We start from the raw sequence: 20,335 nt of genomic DNA, 5'->3' as shown, positions 1-20,335 counted from the left end.
CGGACAACACAGCAGTAGGTCTTAAGCCCTTTGGCGACGCGCGCTCAGAAAGGCTCGGCAAAAAGCGCGTAAATCCTGCTGGCTGGGGCGCGCGGCAAAGACGCCGCGATCCAACCCGTCGAGAACGCGGCCCTCACAGCCCAGTATGCCGTCGCGCCGGATCAGCGCGCGTGCAGCGCGGCGTGTGTCGGGCAAGTTATCCGCCCACGCCGCACGTCTCAGCCGCCAGGCCTGCGGGTCAACCAAAGGCACTCGATGATACAGCCGTTGACGGTCCAGCTGCTGACCGCGCATCCCCCAAATCGCCAGCACGGCCAACACCACTGTCCCAAGCAATGCCAAGGGCCAGCCGGGCAATGTGGCAGGCATTTCAGGCTGTTGCACGGGCGGCAGCTCTGCCGCGTCGTAAGCGACCCTCTGAGCAGAGATCACCACCTCCCGCGTCACCCGTTCCCGGGTATCAAAATATGTGAAACGGATCGGCTCCACGACGGCAGAGCGGCCGTTGGTCGGCTGGATCGTCCAGCGCCAAAACGCATGGGTCACTGGCCCCTCCGGCGACAATTCCAGCAGCCGCTTTTCGGGATGCGGGAACACCATACCCGAGGGGGAGGTCAGATCTGGCATGGGAGGTATCATTTCTGGCGTGACGCCGAGGGCCTCGATGCGAACGATACGCAGCACCCCCTCTCCCGGGCTCAGCTGATCCGGCGTGTTGGACCATTGATCCGACACTTTCAGCGATTTTACCGGGAACCACCAATCGCCCGTCCCAAACTCTGGCATCGGGGCAACCTCGATGCTGATCGGCTTGGAGGTGATCGTGTGTTCGAACCAGTCGTCACCCTCGTCGGTCAGCGTCAGGTGATGGGTAAAGGCCCCGATTTCCAGAGTCCCCGCCCGTTCCGGATAGAGCGCCATGCGCCGTTCCAACACCTTCACCGCCTGCCCGCGCAGCCGTTCTTCGCGCCAGATGTCGGGGCCAAGCTGCGTCCAGTTGAACCCTTCCAACTTTGGCTGTTCCAGAGTTTCGCGCGTGATGTGACGGCGATAGACCCCGCGAATGGTCAGCATGACCAGCTCGCGGGCAAAGGGTGTCTGGCCTGTGTCTTCGACCGTCACTGACAGTTGCAGATCGGCCGGGTCGACAGTGCGGCTTTGCGCGAGCACGGCCATGGGCGCGAAACATGCCAAAAGGAACAAGATCAAAAATCTCATGGTGACACCTCCGGCGGTGACAGACCAAGGGTGATGCGCCCTTTGCGTTCCAGCGCGATCCGTGCGGCGAGGTATTCGCCCGGGACGTCGGACAATTGTTCCAGCCAGCGATCATCGGCCAGCATGAACCGCTCGTCAAAGATGCGACGCACGCCTTGTTGGCCAAGAGTGTCCAGTTCCGCCAACCCCAGCATGGTGTTGGTATTAGTGACCTCGTCGCCACTGCCCGCCCCGCGCGCATTCCCTTGGGCGATTGGGGCCTCGCCAGTGGCTCCGTCATTGTGCTCAGTCAGCAGGGCCAGCGCCTCCGGATCGATGCCCAGACCAGCGTAATATCCCGCGATCAAATCGAAATTTGCGCGGGCATCCACGTCGCCGCCGTGAATCACAAGGTCGTAGGCCTCCAACGCTCTCGCATACCGCCCGCCGCGCGCAGCCGCCGTGCCAAGATTATAGAAGGCACCCGCCTCGGCAAAGCTTGCCTCGGCCTCTTCGAACCGTTCCGCACGATGCAACGCGACGCCGCGCCACTGTGGATCAGAAAACATCGGCACCGCGAACGAAGGCTGCCCCAAAGCCAGTAGAACGCGCCCGAAGGGAGCGGTGCCGCCAAGGACAAGCGTCAAGACAAGCGCGCAGATGGTTACGATCAAAAGCACCCTCATCCCGCGCGCCTCCTGAACAGGGTCAAAAGCGGCAGCAGGGCAATGGCCAAAATCCACGGCCCCATGTCGCGCCAATACAGCAACGGGTAGTCCTGAGCCAACAGTTCCGCACGACCATCCGTTGACAGCCACCGAGCCAGCGGCGCGCCTTCGGTCGGAAGAAAGCTGCGCCCTCCACCCGCCTGCGCCACCGTCGACAGATCTTGTGCGCCCAAGGCCACCACGGACAGCCGAGCTCCGCGTGCCGTGAACCGGTCCGCCATGCGCGCCGCCTCTGGCCCTACGGTGCGGGCAAGCAGGATCACGTCGCCGTAGCGAGTCTCGGTCTGCTCCAGCATCCGCAGCGCCATAGCCAAACCAAGGTCGGCACGCTGACCCTCGTCCGGCACCGTCTCGGGCCCAATCAGCGACAGAGTTTGCCCCAATTGTTGCAAATCCCCTGTGACGTCGCTGGCCACATAGGCGTCGCCTGCATAGATCACCAACCCGCCGGGCCGTGTGCCGAGCGCCGCAATCCCCTGACGCCCCAGTGCCTGCACTTGCGGCCATATCGGCCCATCGACCACATCCGGGGTGGCCTCCAGCACAAAGATCGCCGTATCCAGATTGCGAAACGAAACCGTGTCGCGCCTCTCCACCGCCGGACCACCAAGCGCCAGCAGGATCAGCGCCGCCGCCAGCCAGATCGCTCCGCCCCGCCGCCGTCCGCTGTGGGACACCCGGCCCATCGCCGCCATCGCACGCAGCAGCGCAGGGTCGGTGGCGCGCTCCCATCCGCCAAGACCTCCGGCCTGCCGCGACAGCCACCAGGCAAGGCCCGCGAGAAGCGGTAGCGCCAACAGCCATTCGGGGCGCAAGAGGGTCATGCCTGCGCCTCTCGCCAGCCCAGCCATGCCAGCAAAAGCGCGGCCAACCCGGCAGGCCAAAGCCAGAGCGCCCGCCAGACCTCAGCCGCCAGCCCGTCACTGTCCGTCGCTTCCAGTTGATCGAGCGCCTCGGTCACGGCCAACAGATCATCGGTGGTTTTCACGCGAAAGCTCTCGCCGCCAGAGATCTCGCTCATGGCCCTCAAGGTGGCAGCATCCACCGCGCCGCGCGCATCTTCGCCAGCGGTTTCAAGGTCTTCTGGCCCAAGCGCGATGGTATGAACCCTGACCCCCATCTGCGCGGCCAGTTGCGCCACACCGCGCGGATTGGTGGCGCCTGCATTGTTTTTGCCGTCCGAGAGCAGAATGACCACGCGGCTGGCCGCCTCAGATTTGGCCATTCGTTTCAGCGCCAGCCCAAGCCCATCCGATATATTCGTGGCCCGCCCGGACACGCCGATCTGCGCTTTTTCGATTTGCTGGGCGATCCCCTCGACGTCGTATGTAAAAGGTGCGGCATAGTAGGCTTCAGATCCAAAAACGATCAACGCCACACGGTCCCCGGCGCGCCGACGTGCGAACTCCGCCCCGACCTGCGTGACGGCCTCTAGTCGGGTTACGGTGCGTCCATCAAGATAAAAATCTTCCCGCACCATGGATCCCGAAAGGTCGAGTACAACGGCCATATCCCGGCCTGACACCTTCAGCGCCGGAACCGGCTCCAGCATACGAGGTCCCGACAACGCTAGGACTGCCAGGACCCAGATCCCCCAGCGCAACCAACGCAAATCATGCACGGCGCTGCCCCGCGCGTGGTCGCCCGCCAGGAGCGCATCGGCGATGCTGTCGGGCACCTCCAGCGCAGCCCCCCCATTCTGCGCAGCCGGCAGTAAGCGCGCGGCCAACCAAGGCAGCGGCAAGAGCAGCAGCGCGAGGGGGAAGGCCAGCTCAGGCATGACGCCGCAACTCTGCTTCGAGCGTTTGCAGGTCTGGCGCGCCGTTCGCTTGATATAGTGTTGGGCGCAAATTGGCGAAACGCTCCGGCGCATGTGCTTTTAACAGATGCAACAAAGCCGTGCGGCGTGCCGTGTCTTCCGTAGGCAATTCCGCCATAGCCGCTGACAAACCTGTCCGACGTTCGGAGCGCGTCCGGGATGCCAGTCGCCAGAGGCTCACCACGATCAACGCCAATACCCCCGCAATCGTCACAACAGCGGCAATATCCGCCAATCCGCCGCCAACAGCCTCCGCCGGAAGGCGAATGTCGCGCAATCCTGCTTGCAACGTGGCCTCTGCGATGGGTTGTTCGTTCATGGCACGCGATCCGTCGGAAAGGCTGCGGCCAACCGCTGGGCCAGTTGATCTATTGGCCAGGCCGCGTCCAGGCGCAGGGCGGCGTGGCCGGAGATGGTCGAGATGTCTGGCGGTGGGGCGGCCTTGCCGGAGACTGCCACCCGCAACCTTCGGCCATTCGCCAGACGGATGGGATAGCGCCCGCGCGGCAGTCCCCCGGCCTCTGCGTCCGACAAGCGCAACAGATGCAGATATCGACGGCGAGACAGGTCGGCAAAACGATCATGCAGCGCACCGGGCGCATCAAACCCCGAGGCAATCACCACCTCCGCGCCTCGCGGTGCGATGCGGCCAACAGGGTCCAGCGCGACATCCAACGGCAGTGAGTGCGGATCATTGAGCGCCTGCGCATGTGCCGTCACCAGCCCTCCGATAACCTCCAACATACCGCGGGCGCGCCCGCGAGGCCGCACCGCCACTGGCATGCCTCCCGTAAGCGCCAGCAGGCCAACACGCCCGCCTTCTTCAACCGCTTGCCAGCCAAGCAGCACCAATGCCTCCGCCGCCGCGACCGAGCGAAAGGCACGTTTTAGCCCCCACAGCATCGGGGCCCTGAAATCAGCCACAAGCAAGGTCACGCGGTCACGTTCATCCATGAACTGCCGCACATGCAAAACGCCTGTGCGGGCTGTGCTGCCGCGGTCAAGGTGACGCAAATCATCGCCGGGCAGGTAGCTGCGCACATCTGCAATGTCTTGCCCATGCCCTTTGCGTCGCGTGACAAAACCGCCCGGCAGCGCTGCCATCACTGGCTGGCCCCGAACACGCAAGGCCACCTGCCGCAAGGCTATCAAAGGATCGGCAGTCAGCGTGACGCCGGGGGTGGTTTGCGCGGGGGCGCTCACAACGGGTCAACCTCCGCGAGGATATCTGCCACGAGGTCGCGCGCACTACGCCCTTCCGCCACCGCTCGCCATGACAGGACCATGCGATGCGCCAGTGCATCGGCGGCCAGCGCCTCCACGTCCTCGGGCAGCGCGTGATCGCGGCCCCGCAAGAACGCCCGCGCCTTCGCCGCAGACGCCAGCGCCAGAGAGCCGCGCGGTGATACCGCGTGGTCCACCTCTGATGCCCGCGTCGGGTCGCGGGTCGCCATGACCAGCCGCACGATGTAGTCGCGCAGTTCCGGCGCCAGATGCGTGGCCATGGCCCGCTTGCGCGCGGCATTCAGATCGGCCAGCGACAGGCGCGGCGCTTGCAAGGCCGGCGTCTGCCCTTCGGATTCGACCAGATCGAGGATCTTCCGCTCTGTCTGCGCGTCAGGCAAGGCGAGCCGCACGTACAGAAGAAACCGGTCGAGCTGCGCCTCAGGCAAGGGAAACGTGCCGTCCTGCTCAATCGGGTTTTGCGTCGCCACGACCAGAAACGGATCCGGCAGCATATGCGTCGTCGGCCCGGCAGTGACTTGATGTTCGGCCATCGCCTCCAGCAACGCAGATTGCACCTTGGGCGGAGCGCGGTTGATCTCATCCACCAGCACAAGGTTGTGGAACACCGGGCCCGCCACGAACTCGAACTCGCCCGATTGTGGTCGATAGACCGGAGTGCCTGTCAGGTCGGCCGGCATAAGATCCGGCGTGCATTGTATCCGGGCAAAGCTCCCCTCCACCGAGGCCGCCAGCCATTTCACCGCGCGCGTTTTGGCCAATCCCGGAGGTCCCTCTACCAGCAGATGCCCACCGGACAGCAAGGCAACCAGAAGTCGCTCTATCAAAACGTCGTGGCCCACCAGCCCATGGGACAGATGATCCCAAAGCTGCCGCAGCCCGCCAAGCGCGGTCTCGGGGTGCGTGGTCATGTCTCCTCCCTCCCGCCGATACGGCGGTCCTCGGAGGTGATCCTAGTCCGAGGACCCGGTAGACACCTATTCAGCCGAAAGTCGCAACTGCGCTCAGGGACGGTAGGCTTGACAGTCCGGGTCCAGAAGCAAGCTTAGATTTGGGTCTGCCAGCGTGTCCTGCGCCATGAGGTCAAGCCGGTCGAATGCCTCGTCGATAAAAGCCAGGAACGCCGGTTCGGTGGTCTGCTCTACCGGCGCTTCGGCCACCGCGTGCATCATGAAAACATCGAAGGCGCAAAGCCCCGTAGGGTTCGTACTGACAAGTGCCGCCTTAAAGGCCTCCGACCCCCAGGGCAGTCGGTGAATGTTCAGCGGCACCTCTTGCAGCTTCGATTGGAAAACCGGGGGACGCTGCAACATCAAGATATCCATGCCGAACGTAAAACTCTGGAACAACTCCTCGATCAGGATGGAGCGAAAGAACACCTCTGACAGCGGATCATTCAAAGTCGCGTCTGCCTGTTGCACGAGGAGATGCGTTGCCGACCCGCGCCTGCCGAAAAAGGTCTGGGCCTGCCCCGGTGATCCGGCGGCGTAGCTGCGCCCCTTTGGCAATCCCAGCCCGTAGGCCGCGTTCATCCAGCCGATGTCGCGGCTTAGCGCGCCATTTGGCGGATACCCTGAGTACAATCGCAACACGACGATGCGCCGCGTGCCGCATCCGGTTGCCTCTTCGCCAGCATAGCGCATAGGCACCGGACGCCCAAAGACCCGCCGGGTCAACGCGCTGAAACTGTTCAGAACGGCTTGAGTTCGCGCGGTGGGACGCTCGCCGATGACGCACAGGGCCGCACCGGACAGATCACGCCCATTAATTCGCACCGGGATCGACATATCCCGCCGCAACATGGTGGATCGCAGTTGATAGCCCCAGCCGCTGCGCGCAAGGTCGAGGTAAATGGCGCGATCCCCTGCCTTCGCGGGCGCCGCCAACAGAACAAGACAGCTAAAAAGGGCCACAAATATCGCATGCATGGCTCAAGATTAGCGCAGAAGCGCCCCGCGTCCAAAGCATGCCGCGTATCATGGTTGCGCGCAGGTGGTCGGCGGCCATGGGGAGACTGCCGGTATCCGGCCACCTGCGCGATCAACGAGAGTGTGTTCCATCAATTTGATCGCACCGGGACCGAAAGGGAATTCTTATTTTCTGAGAGGGGCTTCGCGGTCGCTATTCACCCACCAATACGGGCGCGACCCCATCTAGGCAAAAACCGCGGTTGCGGATCGTCTTGATGCCGAAGCCCAAATCCTGCGTCGCCAATTTCTTGCGAATATAGCCGATATAGACATCGACCACATTCTCGCTTCCGGATCCTTCTGCCGCCCAAAGCCGGTCAAAGATCTCGCTGCGAGCCATCGGTTCCGGCGCGGCCTTGCGCAACAGTCTCAACAGATCGGCCTCACGTTCGGTCAGAGCGATTTCCGCTGCTCCTCGGCTGACGGTGCGTTTGCGCAGATCGAACTGGGGCGCAATCGGGCGACGGGTTTCGGCCCGACGGGTTTGCACCTTCAGCCGCGCCACCAGTTCGGCAAAGTCGAACGGTTTGATCACATAATCGTCAGCCCCGGCTTCCAACCCTGCGGCGCGGTGTTCGACCTCTGACAGGGCCGACAGCATCAGGATGGGCAGGGTCACGCCACGGGCACGGGCCGCGCGGACCACCTCGATCCCACTGTCTTCCCCCAGCATCACATCGACGATGGCGGCGTCATGATGCTCCTTCACCAGCCGGTCCAGAGCCCGATCGGCACGGTTTTCCGTGACCGTCACATAGCCTTGCAAAGCCATGCCCCGCGCCAGTGCCCCGGCAATACCCGGATCGTCGTCAACAATGAGAAGCCGCATCTTCATGTCGCCCTTCTATCTCACTACGCGCGGGAGGCGAAGGCGGATTCGCGTGCCCGGCGCGTCAGACAAAGGCGCGGCGACCGGGCTTTCCACGGCAATCTGGCCGCCATGTTCCTCGATGACCCATTTCGCCAACGCCAGACCAAGGCCAAATCCGGCCTGGTTCGGCGCAGCTTGTTCGAAGCGCTGGAAGATACGGGCCTGTTTGTCGGAGGGGATACCCGGCCCGGCGTCTGTCACCGACAGGTCCACGTTTTCCGCAGCCAAATCGCAGGACAGTCGCACCTGCCCGCCCGTCCGCCCGTGGCGAATGGCATTGCGCACCAATCCGACCAACACTTGTCGCAGCCAGTTGCGGTCTGCAAGAACCTCGCCCGGACCGGGGGCAAGATCGAGCACCATCCCAGCAGAGGCACATTCGGCGCGCACTTCCTCGCCGACCTCCTCCAGCAACGCTGACACGGAGGTCTCCTCCAGTGACAAAGCCAAAGAGCCACTGTCAGACCGCGCGACACGCAAAAGATCGTCGATGCGGCGGTTCAACCGTGCGGCGCGGGTCTCGATCGTCTCGAAGACCTCGCTCGCCTCTGGTGCGGTCTGGCGACCCAATTGCGCCTCCATCAAGATCACCGTCAGAGGCGTGCGCAATTCGTGGCTGATGTCGGCAAACAAACGGCGGCGGCTTTCGTCGACGGCTTCCAGGCGCGCATTTGCACTGCGCAGTGCTACCGTTCGGTCGTAAATAATTTCGTTCAGGCGGTCCCAATCGGCCTGAACGTCTGCCTGCCGCGCGGCCAGGGCCTGCGCAGCACGATTGGTTTCATCGAAAAGCGCGCCGATTTCATCCTTGCGCGTATCCGGCAGAGCCACGGCAAAATCCTGCGTCCCGATCTGTCGCGCGGCGCCCCGCAGAAGGTCCAGCCGCCGAAACTGCGGATGAATAAGTCCGAAATAAAACGCGGCGGCCATGACAAGCGACAGACACGCCATGAATACGGCAGCCCATGTGAACCGAAACCGCAGGCTTTCGATGCCCACCAGAGTTTCGCGCCGGAACAGGGCTTCGCCGTTGATCGCCTCGTTCAGCAAGGGATCAAAACTGTTGGCGAAGTTGTCCACAACAGGGCGCAATTGAGCTGCGTCGCGTCCGTCTTGCGACAGGCCGCGAAGACTTTGGTCCAAAGCGGCATGCATCCGTGCCAGTGTCAGCGACTGGGTGGCGTGGCGGGACTGTCGGTCGATGCCCACGGCCCGTGCGTCGGTTACGGCGGCTTCCAGATCGTCGTTCAACCGCACAAAAGTGCGCTGGATGCTGTCGACCACAGGTGCCAGACGGTCGGCACGAACCTCTGCGGACAAGTCACGCTGAAGCGCTTCGGTCGCCACCACCAGAAAGGTCGACACCTGCGTCGACAGCGTGGCATAGCGGGCCATGCGCGCCTCCGCTGCCAACGCAGCTTCGATCCGTGATCCCACCTGCGCCATTCCGAGCAGAAGTGTCACCGCCGTCAACACTGTGCCAAAGGTCAGCGCCACAGCTCCGGCAGCCAGCCTTGTCCGTAACGAAAAGCCTCTCCGTGGCCTTTTCATATCGCCCCTTTCTCATGCAGATCTGCAAAAATCGTTCGTTTCTGCATCGCAGCATGGATTTCCCCCAAAGCGCCACACACAAAATTAACTCGACGCTGATTGGTATTTCGACAGACTTAAACTGCGACTAAAGGATGTATTAACGAGGTCCCTCATGATCGAGCTTATATTTGTCACGTGCTTATTCGGCACTCAGTCTCAAGCCGCTGATTGCATGCAACGCAGCCTGCTGTTCACCGATGTCACCCCGATGGCCTGCATGATGGGCGCACAGCCGCAGCTTGCCAAATGGGTCAACGAGCACCCCGGCGAACGTATCCAAAGCTGGAAATGCAAAGTGGTGAACCTCTCCGAACGAGAAGCCTGAGCATCGTTTCGGAAAAACCCCGCTCATCCCCTCCGCAAAAGGATGACATGCTGGCGCAAGACACTACCCTGCTTCGAACACCACAGATGTCGGAGCCCCTTTGTGACCTTGCGCGCCCTTTTCGTGATCCTTGTTTTCGCACTGTTGCCCTTGTCCGCTGCGGCACAGGATCGGTCCTCTGTGGAACAGCAGTTTCAGGCATGGTTGCGCAACACCGTTTGGCCGGAAGCCCAGCGTAAAGGCGTCTCGCAGCAAACATTCGATCAGGCCTTCAATGGAGTGCATTTGAATTGGCAGCTGCCCGATCTGGTGCCTCCGGGCAGCCCTGCGCAGACGCCGAAACGTCAACGGCAGGCGGAATTTGGAAGTCCTGCCAAGTACTTCAATCGTGGGTCTCTGGATGGTGCAACAGTGCAGGGCCGTCGCATGATGCGCGCATATGCCGGGGCCTTGGCCGAGGCAGAGCAGACCTACGGCGTGCCAGGACGCATCATTCTGGGCATTTGGGGCCGTGAAAGCGCTTACGGCGCGGCCAAGATTCCACACAATGCGTTCGAAGTCTTGGGCACCAAGGGGTTCATGTCCACGCGTGCATCTTATTTTACCGACGAGCTGATTGCCCTGTTGCAGATCGCCGAGGCCGGCCATGCCCCGTCACAGGCCATGCGCAGCAGTTGGGCCGGGGCGCTCGGACAGCCTCAATTCATGCCGAGCAACTTCCTGAAATATGCCGCCGACGGCAACGGTGACGGCCACGCAGACATCTGGCGGTCCGAGGCAGACACTATCGCCTCCATCGCGCGCTATCTGCGTCAACACGGATGGCAAACCGATCGCGATTGGGGCTTTGAGGTCAAAGTGCCCGATGCCGTGTCGTGCACGCTCGAAGGTCCGGACCAAGGTCGCCGGATTTCCGATTGGGCGGCGATGGGTGTTGCTCGAGTAAATGGCAGAGCCTTCCCGGAACACGAATCACGCGGCGAAGGCTATCTTCTGATGCCTGCTGGACGGCATGGTCCAGCCTTTATCGTGACGCCAAATTTCTACGTTTTGAAAGATTACAATATGAGCGACCTCTACGCGCTGTTTGTCGGCCACGTGGGCGACCGTATCCAATATGGCTTGGGTGATTTCAGTGCGAAGTGGGGCACCGTCGGGGGACTGTACCGGTCCGATGTGGCCGTGATGCAGCGTACACTTGAGGCCGCGGGCCATGACGTTGGCGGTGCAGACGGATTGGCAGGCTTCAAGACGCGACGGTCCATTGGACGCTGGCAAGAGGCCAACGGACAGCGCGCGACGTGTTTTCCAGACGCGGCCATGAAGCCACAGCTGCGCTGATACGCTTTGCAAATAGCTGCATAATTTCCCAACCGACCACGAAAGCGCGGACAGCATGTCCCCAATCGCCCTCCGCGGCCGCCCCAACGGGACAAGCATTCCCTTGCGATAGCGCTCCTTAAAACGATACCTTGGCATCAGATTGGCCGGGAGGGCTACGGAGAATATGCAGGACTTCGGGGACGCCTTTGGGCTCGCTTTTGGGCTCGTGCTCAACCCCTCCGCCGATCTGATTGAGATCGTCGGTCTGTCCCTGCGTGTCAGCTTGTCGGCCTGCCTGCTGGCCTGTTTGATCGGACTGCCACTCGGCGCGTTGCTGGCGATCACGCGCTTTCCGGGACGGGGCGCGGCTCTGGTCGTCGTGAACGCGCTCATGGGTCTGCCGCCAGTTGTCGTGGGCCTGCTGGTTTACCTCGCTTTGTCGCGTGCCGGCCCCCTTGGGTTTCTTGGACTTCTCTACACGCCGACGGCAATGATTGTCGCACAGACAATCCTGATCGCGCCCATCGTGGCCGCGTTGTCGCGGCAGGTTTTGGAAACCTTGCACGACGAATATGCAGAACAGTTCCGCTCTCTTTGCCTGACCCGCTGGCAGATCATGCAAGCGTTGCTCTGGGATGGGCGTATGGCGCTGATCACCGTGGCCCTGGCGGGATTTGGCCGCGCCGTGGCAGAGGTCGGCGCGGTGATGATCGTCGGCGGTAACATCGACCATCTGACACGTGTCATGACCACCGCCATCGCGCTGGAAACGTCCAAGGGCGAGCTCGCGCTGGCGCTGGCGCTGGGACTGGTGCTGATGATCATCGCGCTTGGCGTAAATGCACTGGTGCAGGGCCTGCGGATGCGTGGCGCGGCGCAGGAGGTGGCCCATGCGTGACATGACCTTCCCGGCGAACAAAAGCGCGCAGCAGACCGCGCCCGCATTGCGGATGCGGGATGTAAGGCTGTCGCTTGGTGGCCGTCATGTTTTGGACAGTTTGAACCTCTGTATCGACACGCACGGGGTGACGGCCTTGATGGGCCCGAACGGCACGGGCAAGACACAGGCGCTGCGCCTGATGCACGGGTTGATCCGCCCCACCGCCGGCACAGTGACATGGAATGACACGCCCGCCGAGGCCAAGACCTCCACCCAGGCGCTGGTGTTCCAGAAGCCCGTATTGCTCCGCCGGTCCGTCGCCGCAAACATTGATTTCGTGCTGAAGGCGCGGCGCGGCGACCGCTCTCGCCGTGATGCGCTTCTGGACCATGTCGGGTTGCTGGACAAAGCCCGCCAGCCGGCCCGCGCCCTGTCAGGCGGCGAAGCCCAGCGGCTTGCCCTGGCGCGCGCCTTGGCGCTTGACCCTCAGGTGCTGCTTCTGGACGAACCGACCGCAAGCCTCGATCCCGGTTCTGTCCTCGCCATCGAACGCATTATCACGCAAGCCGCCCATCAAGGTGTGAAGGTGATCCTTGTCACCCACGACGTCGGTCAGGCCCGCCGCCTTGCCGACGATGTGGTGTTTCTGCACCGCGGCCGTGTGGCGGAACACAGCCCCGCACATCAGTTCTTTCCCCGACCGCAAAGTGCTGTGGCGCGGGATTTCATCAACGGCAGGATCGTCGTTTGATTGCTTAAACCACTGGGAGAAAATATGAAACTTACGAAATTGACGCTGGCAGCCCTGCTGGCGACCGCCCCCATGTACGCACTGGCCGATGAGTCGATCATCGTGCAGTCCACCACCTCGACCGCAAATTCGGGTCTGTATGACTATCTTTTGCCGATTTTTACCGAAGCGACAGACATCACGGTCAACGTGGTCGCCGTCGGCACGGGTCAAGCAATCAAGAACGCGGCTAACTGTGATGGCGACGTGCTTCTGGTCCATGCGAAACCGGCAGAGGAAAAGTTTGTCGCGGATGGCGGCGGCACCACGCGCACCGACCTGATGTACAACGACTTTATCATCGTCGGACCGGCAGATGATCCTGCAGGCGTCGCGGGCATGACCGATGTGGAGCCTGCAATGGCGACCATCGCCGAACAGGGAGCGCTGTTCGCGTCCCGCGGCGATGACAGCGGCACGCATAAAAAAGAGGTCGCGCTGTGGAAGGCTGCAGGCGTAGACACTGCCAGCGGGTCGGGCGATTGGTACCGCGAGACCGGCTCTGGCATGGGCGCAACATTGAACGCGGGCCTCGGTATGGGCGCCTACGTCATGACCGACCGCGCCACATGGATCAACTTCGGAAACAAGCAGGACTATCAGATCGCAGTTCAGGGCGATGAGGCCATGTTCAACCAATATGGCGTGATCCCTGTGAACCCGGAAAAATGTCCCAGCGTGAATGTCGAGGCGGCTCAGACCTTCAACGATTGGCTGATCTCGGACGAGGGGCAAGAGGCCATCGCCGCCTACATGGTTGACGGCCAGCAGCTGTTCTTTCCCAACGCGCCGGAACAGGGTAGCTAAGACCCCAAAAGGGGTTGAACCATGAGCGAGCCGGAATTTCTGACGGTGCCAGAACTGGCAGAGCTGCTGCGGATAAAGGAGCGCAAGGTCTATGACCTTGCCTCCACCGGCGAGGTGCCATGCACGCGCGCCACCGGCAAGCTGCTGTTCCCGGCCCAAGGGGTTCGGGCGTGGCTCGATGCGCATTCCGAAGGCGCCGTCAGCAAACCACCTCGGCCCTCAGTCGTCCTGGGCAGCCACGATCCCTTGCTCGACTGGGCCATCCGGGAATCCCGCTGTGGCCTGGCGAGCTACTTCGACGGCTCATCCGACGGGTTGGCACGCTTTCGCAGGCGCGAAGGTGTGGCCGCCGGTTTGCACATCCTCGACGCCGACGGGCGCGCATGGAACATTCCACGCGTTGCCCGGGACTGTAGTGGCCAGAACGCCGTCCTTGTGCGTTTCGCCACCCGCTCTCGTGGGCTGGTGCTCGGCCGTGACGCGCAGGGCATCGCGGCCATGGCTGACCTGAAGGGTCGGCGTGTCGTTCCACGACAACCGGACTCCGGCAGCGGTGTGCTGTTTCGCCATCTGGCAGAGCGTGCCGGGTTGCCGCTCAGCACCCTCACGCAAACAGACATCGCCCGCACCGAAACAGAAGCCGTACAGACCCTGGCGCGCGGCGATGCCGATGCCACGCTTGGACTGGAATCCGTGGCGCGGGACTTCGGCTTGCCGTTTGTGCCGCTGATCGACGAACGTTTTGATCTGTTGGTGAACCGCCGCGCATGGTTTGACACCCCGATGCAACGGCTGATGACCTTTTGCCAGTCGGAAGCTATGATGTTCCGCGCCGAGCGTATGGGCGGCTATGATCTGTCCGGTCTTGGAACGGTACGCTGGAACGCCTGAGGAGACGATATGATTGGACAAGACACCGCGCACCGCTGGTTGGATGACGACACCCACCGCGCGGCCCTGCGCGCCGATGCCGAACGGCAATTCGCCTTTTTCCGCAAAGCAAAGCGGCCTGCGGGTGGATTTTACCAGTTGGAGCTGGATGGCACGCCGATGGGCACGAAGGTTCAGGAGCTTCACGCGACAACACGCATGGTGCACAGCTTTGCCTTGGGAAAGCTGGCGCGGCTGGATGCGGGCGACGACATGATCCAGCACGGGCTCAGCACCATCGCGCATCAGCACCACGATGCCGATCACGGCGGCTGGCTCTGGGCCGTGGACGACAACACAGTGCACGACGCGCGCAAGCTCGCTTATGGGCATGTCTTTGTCCTGCTCGCTGCCAGCAGCGCCTACGCCGCCGGGCACTCCCAAGCGCTTGGCCTGCTGGATCAAGCCGACCAAGTGCTGACACAGCGTTTCTGGGAGGACGACAACGGCCTTTTCGCCGATGAATACACCCGCGACTGGCAACCCTTTTCGGACTATCGCGGCATGAATGCCAATATGCACGGAGTGGAGGCGCTGCTTTCTGCCTTCGAGGCCACCGGGCGCAAACATTTCCTGGACCGTGCCGGACGCATTCTGGACTTCTTCTTGAACAAGACGGCCCCACAGTACGACTGGCGCATTCCGGAACATTACAATTCTGACTGGCAGGTTGACCGCGCCTACGCGGGCGATCCGATGTTTCGCCCCGCCGGGCACACGCCGGGTCATTCGTTGGAGTGGGCGCGGCTTTGGATGCAATGGGGCGCCTTGACTGACACAGACGTCACAGAGGGCGCGCGCAAGATCATCTATCGCGCCTTGCACCACGCGTGGGACGAGGCTCGCGGGGGACTGATCTACACGATCGATTTCGATGGCGCACCCGCCATCACCGACCGCTACTGGTGGCCCGTGACAGAAGGCATCGGCGTCTTGGCCTCCCTGCTGAAATCCGGCGGGACCGAGGAAGACGCGGCATGGTACCGCAAGCTCTGGCAGTTTGCCGATGCGCATCTGATCGACAAAACCCATGGCGGCTGGTTCCCGGAGCTGGACGACGACAACCTCCCGACGGGACGGCAATTCATCGGCAAACCCGACATCTACCACGCGCTACAAGCGGACCTGCTGCCGCTGATCCCTGATCGTGCTCAGATTTACGAGGGGCTGCGCGGGCTCTAATCCTCCCAGGCGGAAACGCGGCGGTCTATGGTCTTGCGCGAGACCCCAAGCCGCCGCGCGGCCTCGGCACGGTTGCCGTCGCACAGGTCAAGCACATGCAGGATATGCCGCTGCATGACCTGTTCGAGGTTCTCCACCGCGCGGGCGCCTGTCACCTTTGAATCGCCCGCGAACTCCTGCGGGAATTCCCCAAGGATCACCGAACGTTCGATAAGGTTCTTCAACTCCCGCACGTTGCCGGGCCAGTGGTAGCGTGACAGTTTCAGCAGCGTGTCGGCGGACAAATCCAGCGCGGGAAGCCCCAAGGATGTCGCTGATTGCTGCATGAACAAAGCCGCCAGTTCGGTGATGTCCTCCAGTCGATCTTTCAACGGCGGCATGTCTATGCGCACAACATTCATGCGGTGATAGAGGTCAGCGCGGAACCGCCCCTGCGCCACGGCCTCCTCCGGATCAGCATTGGTGGCGAACAGAAGACGCAGGTTCAAAGGGAACTCACGCTCCGCGCCGACGGGTCGCACACGCTGATCCTCCAGCGCGCGCAACAGTGCGGCCTGCACGACCTCGGGCATCTGCGCCACTTCGTCCAGAAACAGCGTCCCGCCATCCGCCAACAGGAACAATCCCGGTTTCAGATCATCCCCAGGCCCGTTGATGCCGAACAGCTCCTGCGCGATATGATCCGGTGCGATCGCGGCACAGTTCACCGCGACAAAGGGCCGTTCCGCCCGATCCGACGCCTGATGCAAGGTTCGCGCGGCGAGTTCCTTTCCCGTGCCGGAAGCCCCGGTGAACAGCACCGGCGTCGGCAGCGGCGCGAGTTTTCGCAACAGGCTCCGCACTTCGGAAAGCGCAGCAGAGGTCCCCAGCAGCTTGCCCTGCCCGTCCACCTTCAGTTCATGGCGCAGCAAGGTATTGTCGCGCCGCAGATACTTACGGTCCAGCGTGCGTGCCACAGAGCCAAGGATCTGGTTGGCGCGAAACGGCTTCAACACGAAATCCGACACACCTGCCCGCAATGCGGCAATGGCGGTTTCAAGGTCCGCGTAGGCCGTGATCAGGATCGTATCCGCGAGAAACCCCAGCTTTCGCTGTTCCGTCACCCACTCCAACCCTGTTTTGCGCGGCATCACATTGTCGAGGATCACGAGGTCGAAATGGCACTCGTCCAGCTTGACCGAGGCTTCCTCGGGCGAACTGGCCAATTCCACGCGCTTGACCCGCGGCTGCAACGTCTTGAACAGAAAGTTGCGCATCCCCGGTTCGTCATCCACCACAAGGATGGACGCCCCCGCAAGGTCGCTGCCGTAGTCTTCTGCCATTCAGTCCAGCCTGACGCTGCGATCATCCGCATGGGACTGGGCCGTCGTCAGGTCCAGCGAATTGAGCACGAACCACGCGCCCACGCCGATCACCGCCGCGGCCAGTATGCCGAGTATGACTGCCTTCATTTATCACCTTCTTCCGTATGGGCCGATGTGGCCGATTTCAGCCATGACAGCAGATCGGCGCGGTCCTGCGCGCCTGTGATCACTTGCATGGGCATCTTCGAGCCGGGGATATAGTGATCCGGCCCTTGGTCAAACAATGCGTTGATGGTGGCCTCCGTCCAGACGATCCCGGCCCCCTTAAGTGTGTCAGAGTAGATATATCCCGGAACTGTCGCGGCAGCGCGCCCAAAAACCCCGTGCAAGGTTGGACCCGCTTTCCGACTGGGGCCAGGGGTCAGCGCATGGCAAATAGAGCATTTGCGCATGAATTGCCTTTCCCCGTTTGACATGGTGTCAGCGTCGCGCAGAAAGCTGCGGTCGCCGGATATACCGGGGGTGAAAGCGTCCAACGCCTCCACCGGCCAGCCGTAGACAACGTCATCGAGGCCGCCGGCCCATATCGTTTGCCCATCCGGCGAAAAGGCCAGTGCCCACACCGGACCCTGCCGCGTGGCGCGAAAATCTCGGCTGATCTGCCAATCTCGCGTGTCCAGCATCATGATGTAGCCCTGCCCGTCCCCCACGGCGAGCTGATGGGTCGCCGCGTGATAGGCCATGGCCAGGATCGGACGGCGGTCCAGCGTCACATCGGCAATTTCTGCCCCGTCATGGTCGATGATCCGAGTGCCGCCGTCCACTGCGCCATAGGCGATCCATTCGGAGGTGACGATCAGTTCGTTGATACCAAAGCCGTGCTGCACCAGTGGCAACGCCGCGCCGTCTGCATACCGCATCAATGCTCCGGCGGAGGTGCCGGCAAACAGCGCGCCCTCGCCAAAGGCCACGGCATTCACGCCGTCCCGCGCATTCAAAACCTGCACGCCCGTCTTTGATGTCAGATGGATGGTCCCGTCCCAACTGCCGCTGGCAAGCGCTCCTCCCTGAAGCGCCAGAGATGTCACCTTGCCCCTGTGCTGCGCGATGATCTGCCCCTCGGGCCACCCCCGAACAGTGAAATCATCCGCACCGGATATGACGCCCGCGGGGCCGAAAATCACCGTGTTCACGGCAGCCTCGTGCCCCTCCAGCCATTGCGGTTCACTGCTATCCCAAAGTCCGACAGAGTTGTCGAAACTGGCCGTTGCAACACGCCCCTCAGGTGACACGGCAATGCCCATGATCGGCCCGCCGTGTCCCTTGAGCGTGGTGAACTCCTGCGCCGAAACGGGTGACGCAAGAGCAAGGACCAGCGCCAGCCAGCGCATCATTCCGCCGGTTCTGTGCGCGTTACGGCCTCCGCCGGGGCGGTCGCCTCTCCCTTTGCCTTCTTCTTCTCGTACCAGATGGAGTGGTGCTGTTCGGCCCAGTTCTCATCAACTTGCCCGCTGCCCATCGCATCGAACGCACCTTCCATCCCCACGGAACCGATGTAGATGTGCGCGATGATTACTGCCATCATTACAAAGGCGATGATCGCATGCCACAGCTGCGCCAACTGCATCTCTTCTTGCGGGGCCATGGCGGCAGGCAGCGGGTCCATCCCGATCAGAGACGGCAGGCCCAGATCATTTGCAATGCCGAAGGTCTTGGCAAACAGCGGCAGATCCATCGGAAACAGCAGCGACAAACCCGACACCGACAGCGATGCGCCAAAAAGCACCACGGACCAAAAGATCATTTTCTGACCGGCGTTGAATTTTTCAGCCGGTGGGTGGTTCTTGCCCACAATGCCGCCGTATTGCTTGAACCAAACGAGGTCCAGCTTGTTGGGAATGTTGTGCGCCACCCACATCACGAACATCAATATGATGCCCAGCATGAACGCCCAGGATACGTTGTTGTGGATATATTTCGACACGGTCAACAGCACCGAGTTGGCGTCGTGCCCCATGATCGGAATCAGAAATTTGCGACCAAACAACGTGAAGAGCCCGGTGAAGCCCAGCAGCAAGAAGGACGCTGCGGTCATCCAGTGGTTCACACGCTCGACCATGTGAAAGCGTTCGACTGTGTGGCCCGTTTTGCCACCGTCAATCATGACGCGCCCACGAAGGAAAAAGAACAGCGCCAGCAGGCCGATGGTGCCCAGCAGCAGCCAGCCGCCATAGGTACGCAATGGACCGGCCCGGAATTGCAGCCACGCCATACCACCATCCTGGATCATGACCTGACCCACTTCGGTGTCGGTGGACACATGGGCGTCCGGCAATTTGTCGTAGCGAATGGCGCGCCACAGGTCGGCATCCGAAGATGTCCCCAACGGTGACAGATTGCGCGGCGGAACCGCGTCCCCCCCCACATTGTCGGAACGGAAGCTGTCGTCGACGGGCAGCCCCTCCTGACGGCGCAGGATATCCTGCAGCGTTTGCGCGCCGCCGGTGGCCCCGCGCGCCTCGGCCAGATCGGTTTCAACCGTCGTCGGCACTGTTGGGGCCATCAAAAAAGAGAAAGTAGCGAGGGCAGCCATCACCAGAAGCAGGGCCCAAAATCCGCGGGAAGTGCGCTTGGCACGGTCTGTCATGTTGAACCTCGTCGCTCAGCGTCGCTTCTGGACGCCACATAGGTCATATGCGCGGCCCTAATGTGGACCGCGCCCGTGGTGCGATGTTGTAGGCCGGGGCGACCCCAGCCTACCAAGCGGTCAGCCGCCCTTTTGATCGTAAGCGGTGCCCCAACCCCAGGCGCCGGAGCCGAAACCACGCGCGACGACGCGCTCACGGTAAATGCCCGACACCACGTCGCCGTCACCGGCGAGCAGGGCCTTGGTGGAACACATCTCGGCGCAGATGGGCAGCTTGCCCTCCGCGATCCGGTTGCGTCCGTATTTGGAGAATTCCACAGCGGAATTGTTCTCCTCCGGGCCCCCGGCGCAGAAGGTACACTTGTCCATCTTGCCGCGCGAACCGAAGTTGCCCGCCTGCGGATACTGCGGCGCGCCAAAGGGGCACGCGTAGAAGCAGTAGCCGCAGCCGATGCACAGGTCTTTGGAGTGCAGCACCACACCGTCATCGGTCTGGTAGAAGCAATCCACCGGGCAAACGGCCATACAGGGCGCATCCGAGCAGTGCATACAGGCCACGGAAATCGAGCGTTCGCCCGGTTTCCCGTCCTGAATGGTCACCACGCGGCGGCGATTGATGCCCCACGGCACCTCGTGCTCGTTCTTGCAGGCGGTGACGCAGGCGTTGCATTCGATGCAACGTTCGGCGTCACAGAGGAACTTTGCTCTTGCCATGTGTGTCTCT

At 62.3% G+C, this 20,335-nt stretch carries 22 protein-coding genes; 7 read left to right on the top strand and 15 right to left on the bottom strand.

Annotation, left to right across the window (positions count from 1 at the left end; all coding sequences use genetic code 11):
* Positions 1-21: 21 nt before the first annotated feature.
* The 10 genes from GGQ68_RS18540 to GGQ68_RS18495 all read right to left on the bottom strand — a co-directional run bounded on the left by GGQ68_RS18540 (position 22) and on the right by GGQ68_RS18495 (position 9,327).
* On the bottom strand, positions 22-1,218 hold the full coding sequence (locus GGQ68_RS18540) for a BatD family protein (protein ID WP_183968635.1): 1,197 nt from the start codon (positions 1,216-1,218) through the stop codon (positions 22-24).
* Complete coding sequence (locus GGQ68_RS18535) at positions 1,215-1,883, bottom strand: hypothetical protein (RefSeq protein WP_183968633.1); 669 nt, start codon at positions 1,881-1,883, stop codon at positions 1,215-1,217. Before GGQ68_RS18535 ends, GGQ68_RS18540 begins: the two co-directional genes overlap by 4 nt.
* The gene (locus tag GGQ68_RS18530; protein ID WP_246429426.1) at positions 1,880-2,749 is read right to left on the bottom strand and encodes a vWA domain-containing protein; all 870 of its coding nucleotides are present in this window, start codon (positions 2,747-2,749) and stop codon (positions 1,880-1,882) included. Before GGQ68_RS18530 ends, GGQ68_RS18535 begins: the two co-directional genes overlap by 4 nt.
* Positions 2,746-3,705: a VWA domain-containing protein gene (locus tag GGQ68_RS18525; RefSeq protein ID WP_183968629.1), complete on the bottom strand. Its 960-nt coding sequence runs from the start codon at positions 3,703-3,705 to the stop codon at positions 2,746-2,748. Before GGQ68_RS18525 ends, GGQ68_RS18530 begins: the two co-directional genes overlap by 4 nt.
* Complete coding sequence (locus GGQ68_RS18520; protein ID WP_183968627.1) at positions 3,698-4,063, bottom strand: hypothetical protein; 366 nt, start codon at positions 4,061-4,063, stop codon at positions 3,698-3,700. Before GGQ68_RS18520 ends, GGQ68_RS18525 begins: the two co-directional genes overlap by 8 nt.
* Positions 4,060-4,947 (bottom strand): DUF58 domain-containing protein, encoded by an 888-nt coding sequence (locus GGQ68_RS18515; RefSeq protein WP_343055996.1) that lies wholly within the window; start codon positions 4,945-4,947, stop codon positions 4,060-4,062. The genes GGQ68_RS18520 and GGQ68_RS18515 overlap by 4 nt, the downstream gene beginning before the upstream one ends.
* The gene (locus GGQ68_RS18510) at positions 4,944-5,900 is read right to left on the bottom strand and encodes an AAA family ATPase (protein ID WP_183968625.1); all 957 of its coding nucleotides are present in this window, start codon (positions 5,898-5,900) and stop codon (positions 4,944-4,946) included. Before GGQ68_RS18510 ends, GGQ68_RS18515 begins: the two co-directional genes overlap by 4 nt.
* A gap of 93 nt (positions 5,901-5,993) precedes the next feature.
* The gene (locus tag GGQ68_RS18505) at positions 5,994-6,902 is read right to left on the bottom strand and encodes a hypothetical protein (RefSeq protein ID WP_343055994.1); all 909 of its coding nucleotides are present in this window, start codon (positions 6,900-6,902) and stop codon (positions 5,994-5,996) included.
* Positions 6,903-7,110: 208 nt separating this feature from the next.
* Positions 7,111-7,794: a response regulator transcription factor gene (locus tag GGQ68_RS18500; protein WP_183968621.1), complete on the bottom strand. Its 684-nt coding sequence runs from the start codon at positions 7,792-7,794 to the stop codon at positions 7,111-7,113.
* A gap of 9 nt (positions 7,795-7,803) precedes the next feature.
* Positions 7,804-9,327 (bottom strand): ATP-binding protein, encoded by a 1,524-nt coding sequence (locus GGQ68_RS18495; protein WP_343055993.1) that lies wholly within the window; start codon positions 9,325-9,327, stop codon positions 7,804-7,806.
* Positions 9,328-9,535: 208 nt separating this feature from the next.
* On the opposite strand from GGQ68_RS18495, the gene GGQ68_RS18490 reads away from it, so the two are divergent.
* From GGQ68_RS18490 to GGQ68_RS18460, 7 genes are all read left to right on the top strand, one after another.
* Positions 9,536-9,748, top strand: coding sequence for a hypothetical protein (locus GGQ68_RS18490; RefSeq protein ID WP_183968617.1), 213 nt, complete (start codon positions 9,536-9,538; stop codon positions 9,746-9,748).
* A gap of 102 nt (positions 9,749-9,850) precedes the next feature.
* Complete coding sequence (locus GGQ68_RS18485) at positions 9,851-11,089, top strand: lytic murein transglycosylase (RefSeq protein WP_343055992.1); 1,239 nt, start codon at positions 9,851-9,853, stop codon at positions 11,087-11,089.
* Between the two features lie 166 nt (positions 11,090-11,255).
* The gene (locus GGQ68_RS18480) at positions 11,256-11,969 is read left to right on the top strand and encodes an ABC transporter permease (RefSeq protein ID WP_183968613.1); all 714 of its coding nucleotides are present in this window, start codon (positions 11,256-11,258) and stop codon (positions 11,967-11,969) included.
* Complete coding sequence (locus GGQ68_RS18475) at positions 11,962-12,702, top strand: ATP-binding cassette domain-containing protein (RefSeq protein WP_183968611.1); 741 nt, start codon at positions 11,962-11,964, stop codon at positions 12,700-12,702. Before GGQ68_RS18480 ends, GGQ68_RS18475 begins: the two co-directional genes overlap by 8 nt.
* Positions 12,703-12,726: 24 nt before the next feature.
* Positions 12,727-13,548 (top strand): ABC transporter substrate-binding protein, encoded by an 822-nt coding sequence (locus tag GGQ68_RS18470; protein ID WP_183968609.1) that lies wholly within the window; start codon positions 12,727-12,729, stop codon positions 13,546-13,548.
* 21 nt (positions 13,549-13,569) lie between these two features.
* On the top strand, positions 13,570-14,439 hold the full coding sequence (locus GGQ68_RS18465; RefSeq protein WP_183968607.1) for a helix-turn-helix transcriptional regulator: 870 nt from the start codon (positions 13,570-13,572) through the stop codon (positions 14,437-14,439).
* 9 nt (positions 14,440-14,448) lie between these two features.
* Complete coding sequence (locus GGQ68_RS18460; RefSeq protein ID WP_183968605.1) at positions 14,449-15,660, top strand: AGE family epimerase/isomerase; 1,212 nt, start codon at positions 14,449-14,451, stop codon at positions 15,658-15,660.
* On the opposite strand, the gene GGQ68_RS18455 is transcribed toward GGQ68_RS18460, so the two are convergent.
* From GGQ68_RS18455 to fdh3B, 5 genes are all read right to left on the bottom strand, one after another.
* Positions 15,657-16,982, bottom strand: coding sequence for a sigma-54-dependent transcriptional regulator (locus GGQ68_RS18455; RefSeq protein WP_183968603.1), 1,326 nt, complete (start codon positions 16,980-16,982; stop codon positions 15,657-15,659). The genes GGQ68_RS18460 and GGQ68_RS18455 overlap by 4 nt on opposite strands.
* Positions 16,983-17,111: a hypothetical protein gene (locus GGQ68_RS24645; protein WP_281374900.1), complete on the bottom strand. Its 129-nt coding sequence runs from the start codon at positions 17,109-17,111 to the stop codon at positions 16,983-16,985.
* A complete protein-coding gene (locus GGQ68_RS18450; RefSeq protein ID WP_183968750.1) occupies positions 17,108-18,355 on the bottom strand; it encodes a c-type cytochrome in 1,248 nt (415 codons plus the stop codon). Before GGQ68_RS18450 ends, GGQ68_RS24645 begins: the two co-directional genes overlap by 4 nt.
* A complete protein-coding gene (locus GGQ68_RS18445; protein WP_425502987.1) occupies positions 18,355-19,611 on the bottom strand; it encodes a formate dehydrogenase subunit gamma in 1,257 nt (418 codons plus the stop codon). The genes GGQ68_RS18450 and GGQ68_RS18445 overlap by 1 nt, the downstream gene beginning before the upstream one ends.
* Positions 19,612-19,731: 120 nt before the next feature.
* A complete protein-coding gene (gene fdh3B, locus GGQ68_RS18440; protein WP_183968601.1) occupies positions 19,732-20,325 on the bottom strand; it encodes a formate dehydrogenase FDH3 subunit beta in 594 nt (197 codons plus the stop codon).
* Between the last annotated feature and the right edge of the window lie 10 nt (positions 20,326-20,335).

The organism is Sagittula marina, from assembly GCF_014196795.1.
Classification (GTDB): Bacteria; Pseudomonadota; Alphaproteobacteria; order Rhodobacterales; family Rhodobacteraceae; genus Sagittula; species Sagittula marina.
Note: the sequence above shows the minus strand (reverse complement) of the source record. Positions and strands in the feature narration are given on the sequence as shown.

Bases quoted from the DNA above. Each gene is read 5' to 3' on its own strand.
- GGQ68_RS18450 (WP_183968750.1), bottom strand. From the start codon at position 18,355: ATGCGCTGGCTGGCGCTGGTCCTTGCTCTTGCGTCACCCGTTTCGGCG.
- GGQ68_RS18530 (WP_246429426.1), bottom strand. From the start codon at position 2,749: ATGACCCTCTTGCGCCCCGAATGGCTGTTGGCGCTACCGCTTCTCGCG.
- fdh3B (WP_183968601.1), bottom strand. From the start codon at position 20,325: ATGGCAAGAGCAAAGTTCCTCTGTGACGCCGAACGTTGCATCGAATGC.
- GGQ68_RS18540 (WP_183968635.1), bottom strand. From the start codon at position 1,218: ATGAGATTTTTGATCTTGTTCCTTTTGGCATGTTTCGCGCCCATGGCC.
- GGQ68_RS18460 (WP_183968605.1), top strand. From the start codon at position 14,449: ATGATTGGACAAGACACCGCGCACCGCTGGTTGGATGACGACACCCAC.
- GGQ68_RS18520 (WP_183968627.1), bottom strand. From the start codon at position 4,063: ATGAACGAACAACCCATCGCAGAGGCCACGTTGCAAGCAGGATTGCGC.
- GGQ68_RS18525 (WP_183968629.1), bottom strand. From the start codon at position 3,705: ATGCCTGAGCTGGCCTTCCCCCTCGCGCTGCTGCTCTTGCCGCTGCCT.
- GGQ68_RS18500 (WP_183968621.1), bottom strand. From the start codon at position 7,794: ATGAAGATGCGGCTTCTCATTGTTGACGACGATCCGGGTATTGCCGGG.
- GGQ68_RS18510 (WP_183968625.1), bottom strand. From the start codon at position 5,900: ATGACCACGCACCCCGAGACCGCGCTTGGCGGGCTGCGGCAGCTTTGG.
- GGQ68_RS18465 (WP_183968607.1), top strand. From the start codon at position 13,570: ATGAGCGAGCCGGAATTTCTGACGGTGCCAGAACTGGCAGAGCTGCTG.
- GGQ68_RS18470 (WP_183968609.1), top strand. From the start codon at position 12,727: ATGAAACTTACGAAATTGACGCTGGCAGCCCTGCTGGCGACCGCCCCC.
- GGQ68_RS18445 (WP_425502987.1), bottom strand. From the start codon at position 19,611: ATGACAGACCGTGCCAAGCGCACTTCCCGCGGATTTTGGGCCCTGCTT.
- GGQ68_RS24645 (WP_281374900.1), bottom strand. From the start codon at position 17,111: ATGAAGGCAGTCATACTCGGCATACTGGCCGCGGCGGTGATCGGCGTG.
- GGQ68_RS18475 (WP_183968611.1), top strand. From the start codon at position 11,962: ATGCGTGACATGACCTTCCCGGCGAACAAAAGCGCGCAGCAGACCGCG.
- GGQ68_RS18535 (WP_183968633.1), bottom strand. From the start codon at position 1,883: ATGAGGGTGCTTTTGATCGTAACCATCTGCGCGCTTGTCTTGACGCTT.
- GGQ68_RS18455 (WP_183968603.1), bottom strand. From the start codon at position 16,982: ATGGCAGAAGACTACGGCAGCGACCTTGCGGGGGCGTCCATCCTTGTG.
- GGQ68_RS18490 (WP_183968617.1), top strand. From the start codon at position 9,536: ATGATCGAGCTTATATTTGTCACGTGCTTATTCGGCACTCAGTCTCAA.
- GGQ68_RS18480 (WP_183968613.1), top strand. From the start codon at position 11,256: ATGCAGGACTTCGGGGACGCCTTTGGGCTCGCTTTTGGGCTCGTGCTC.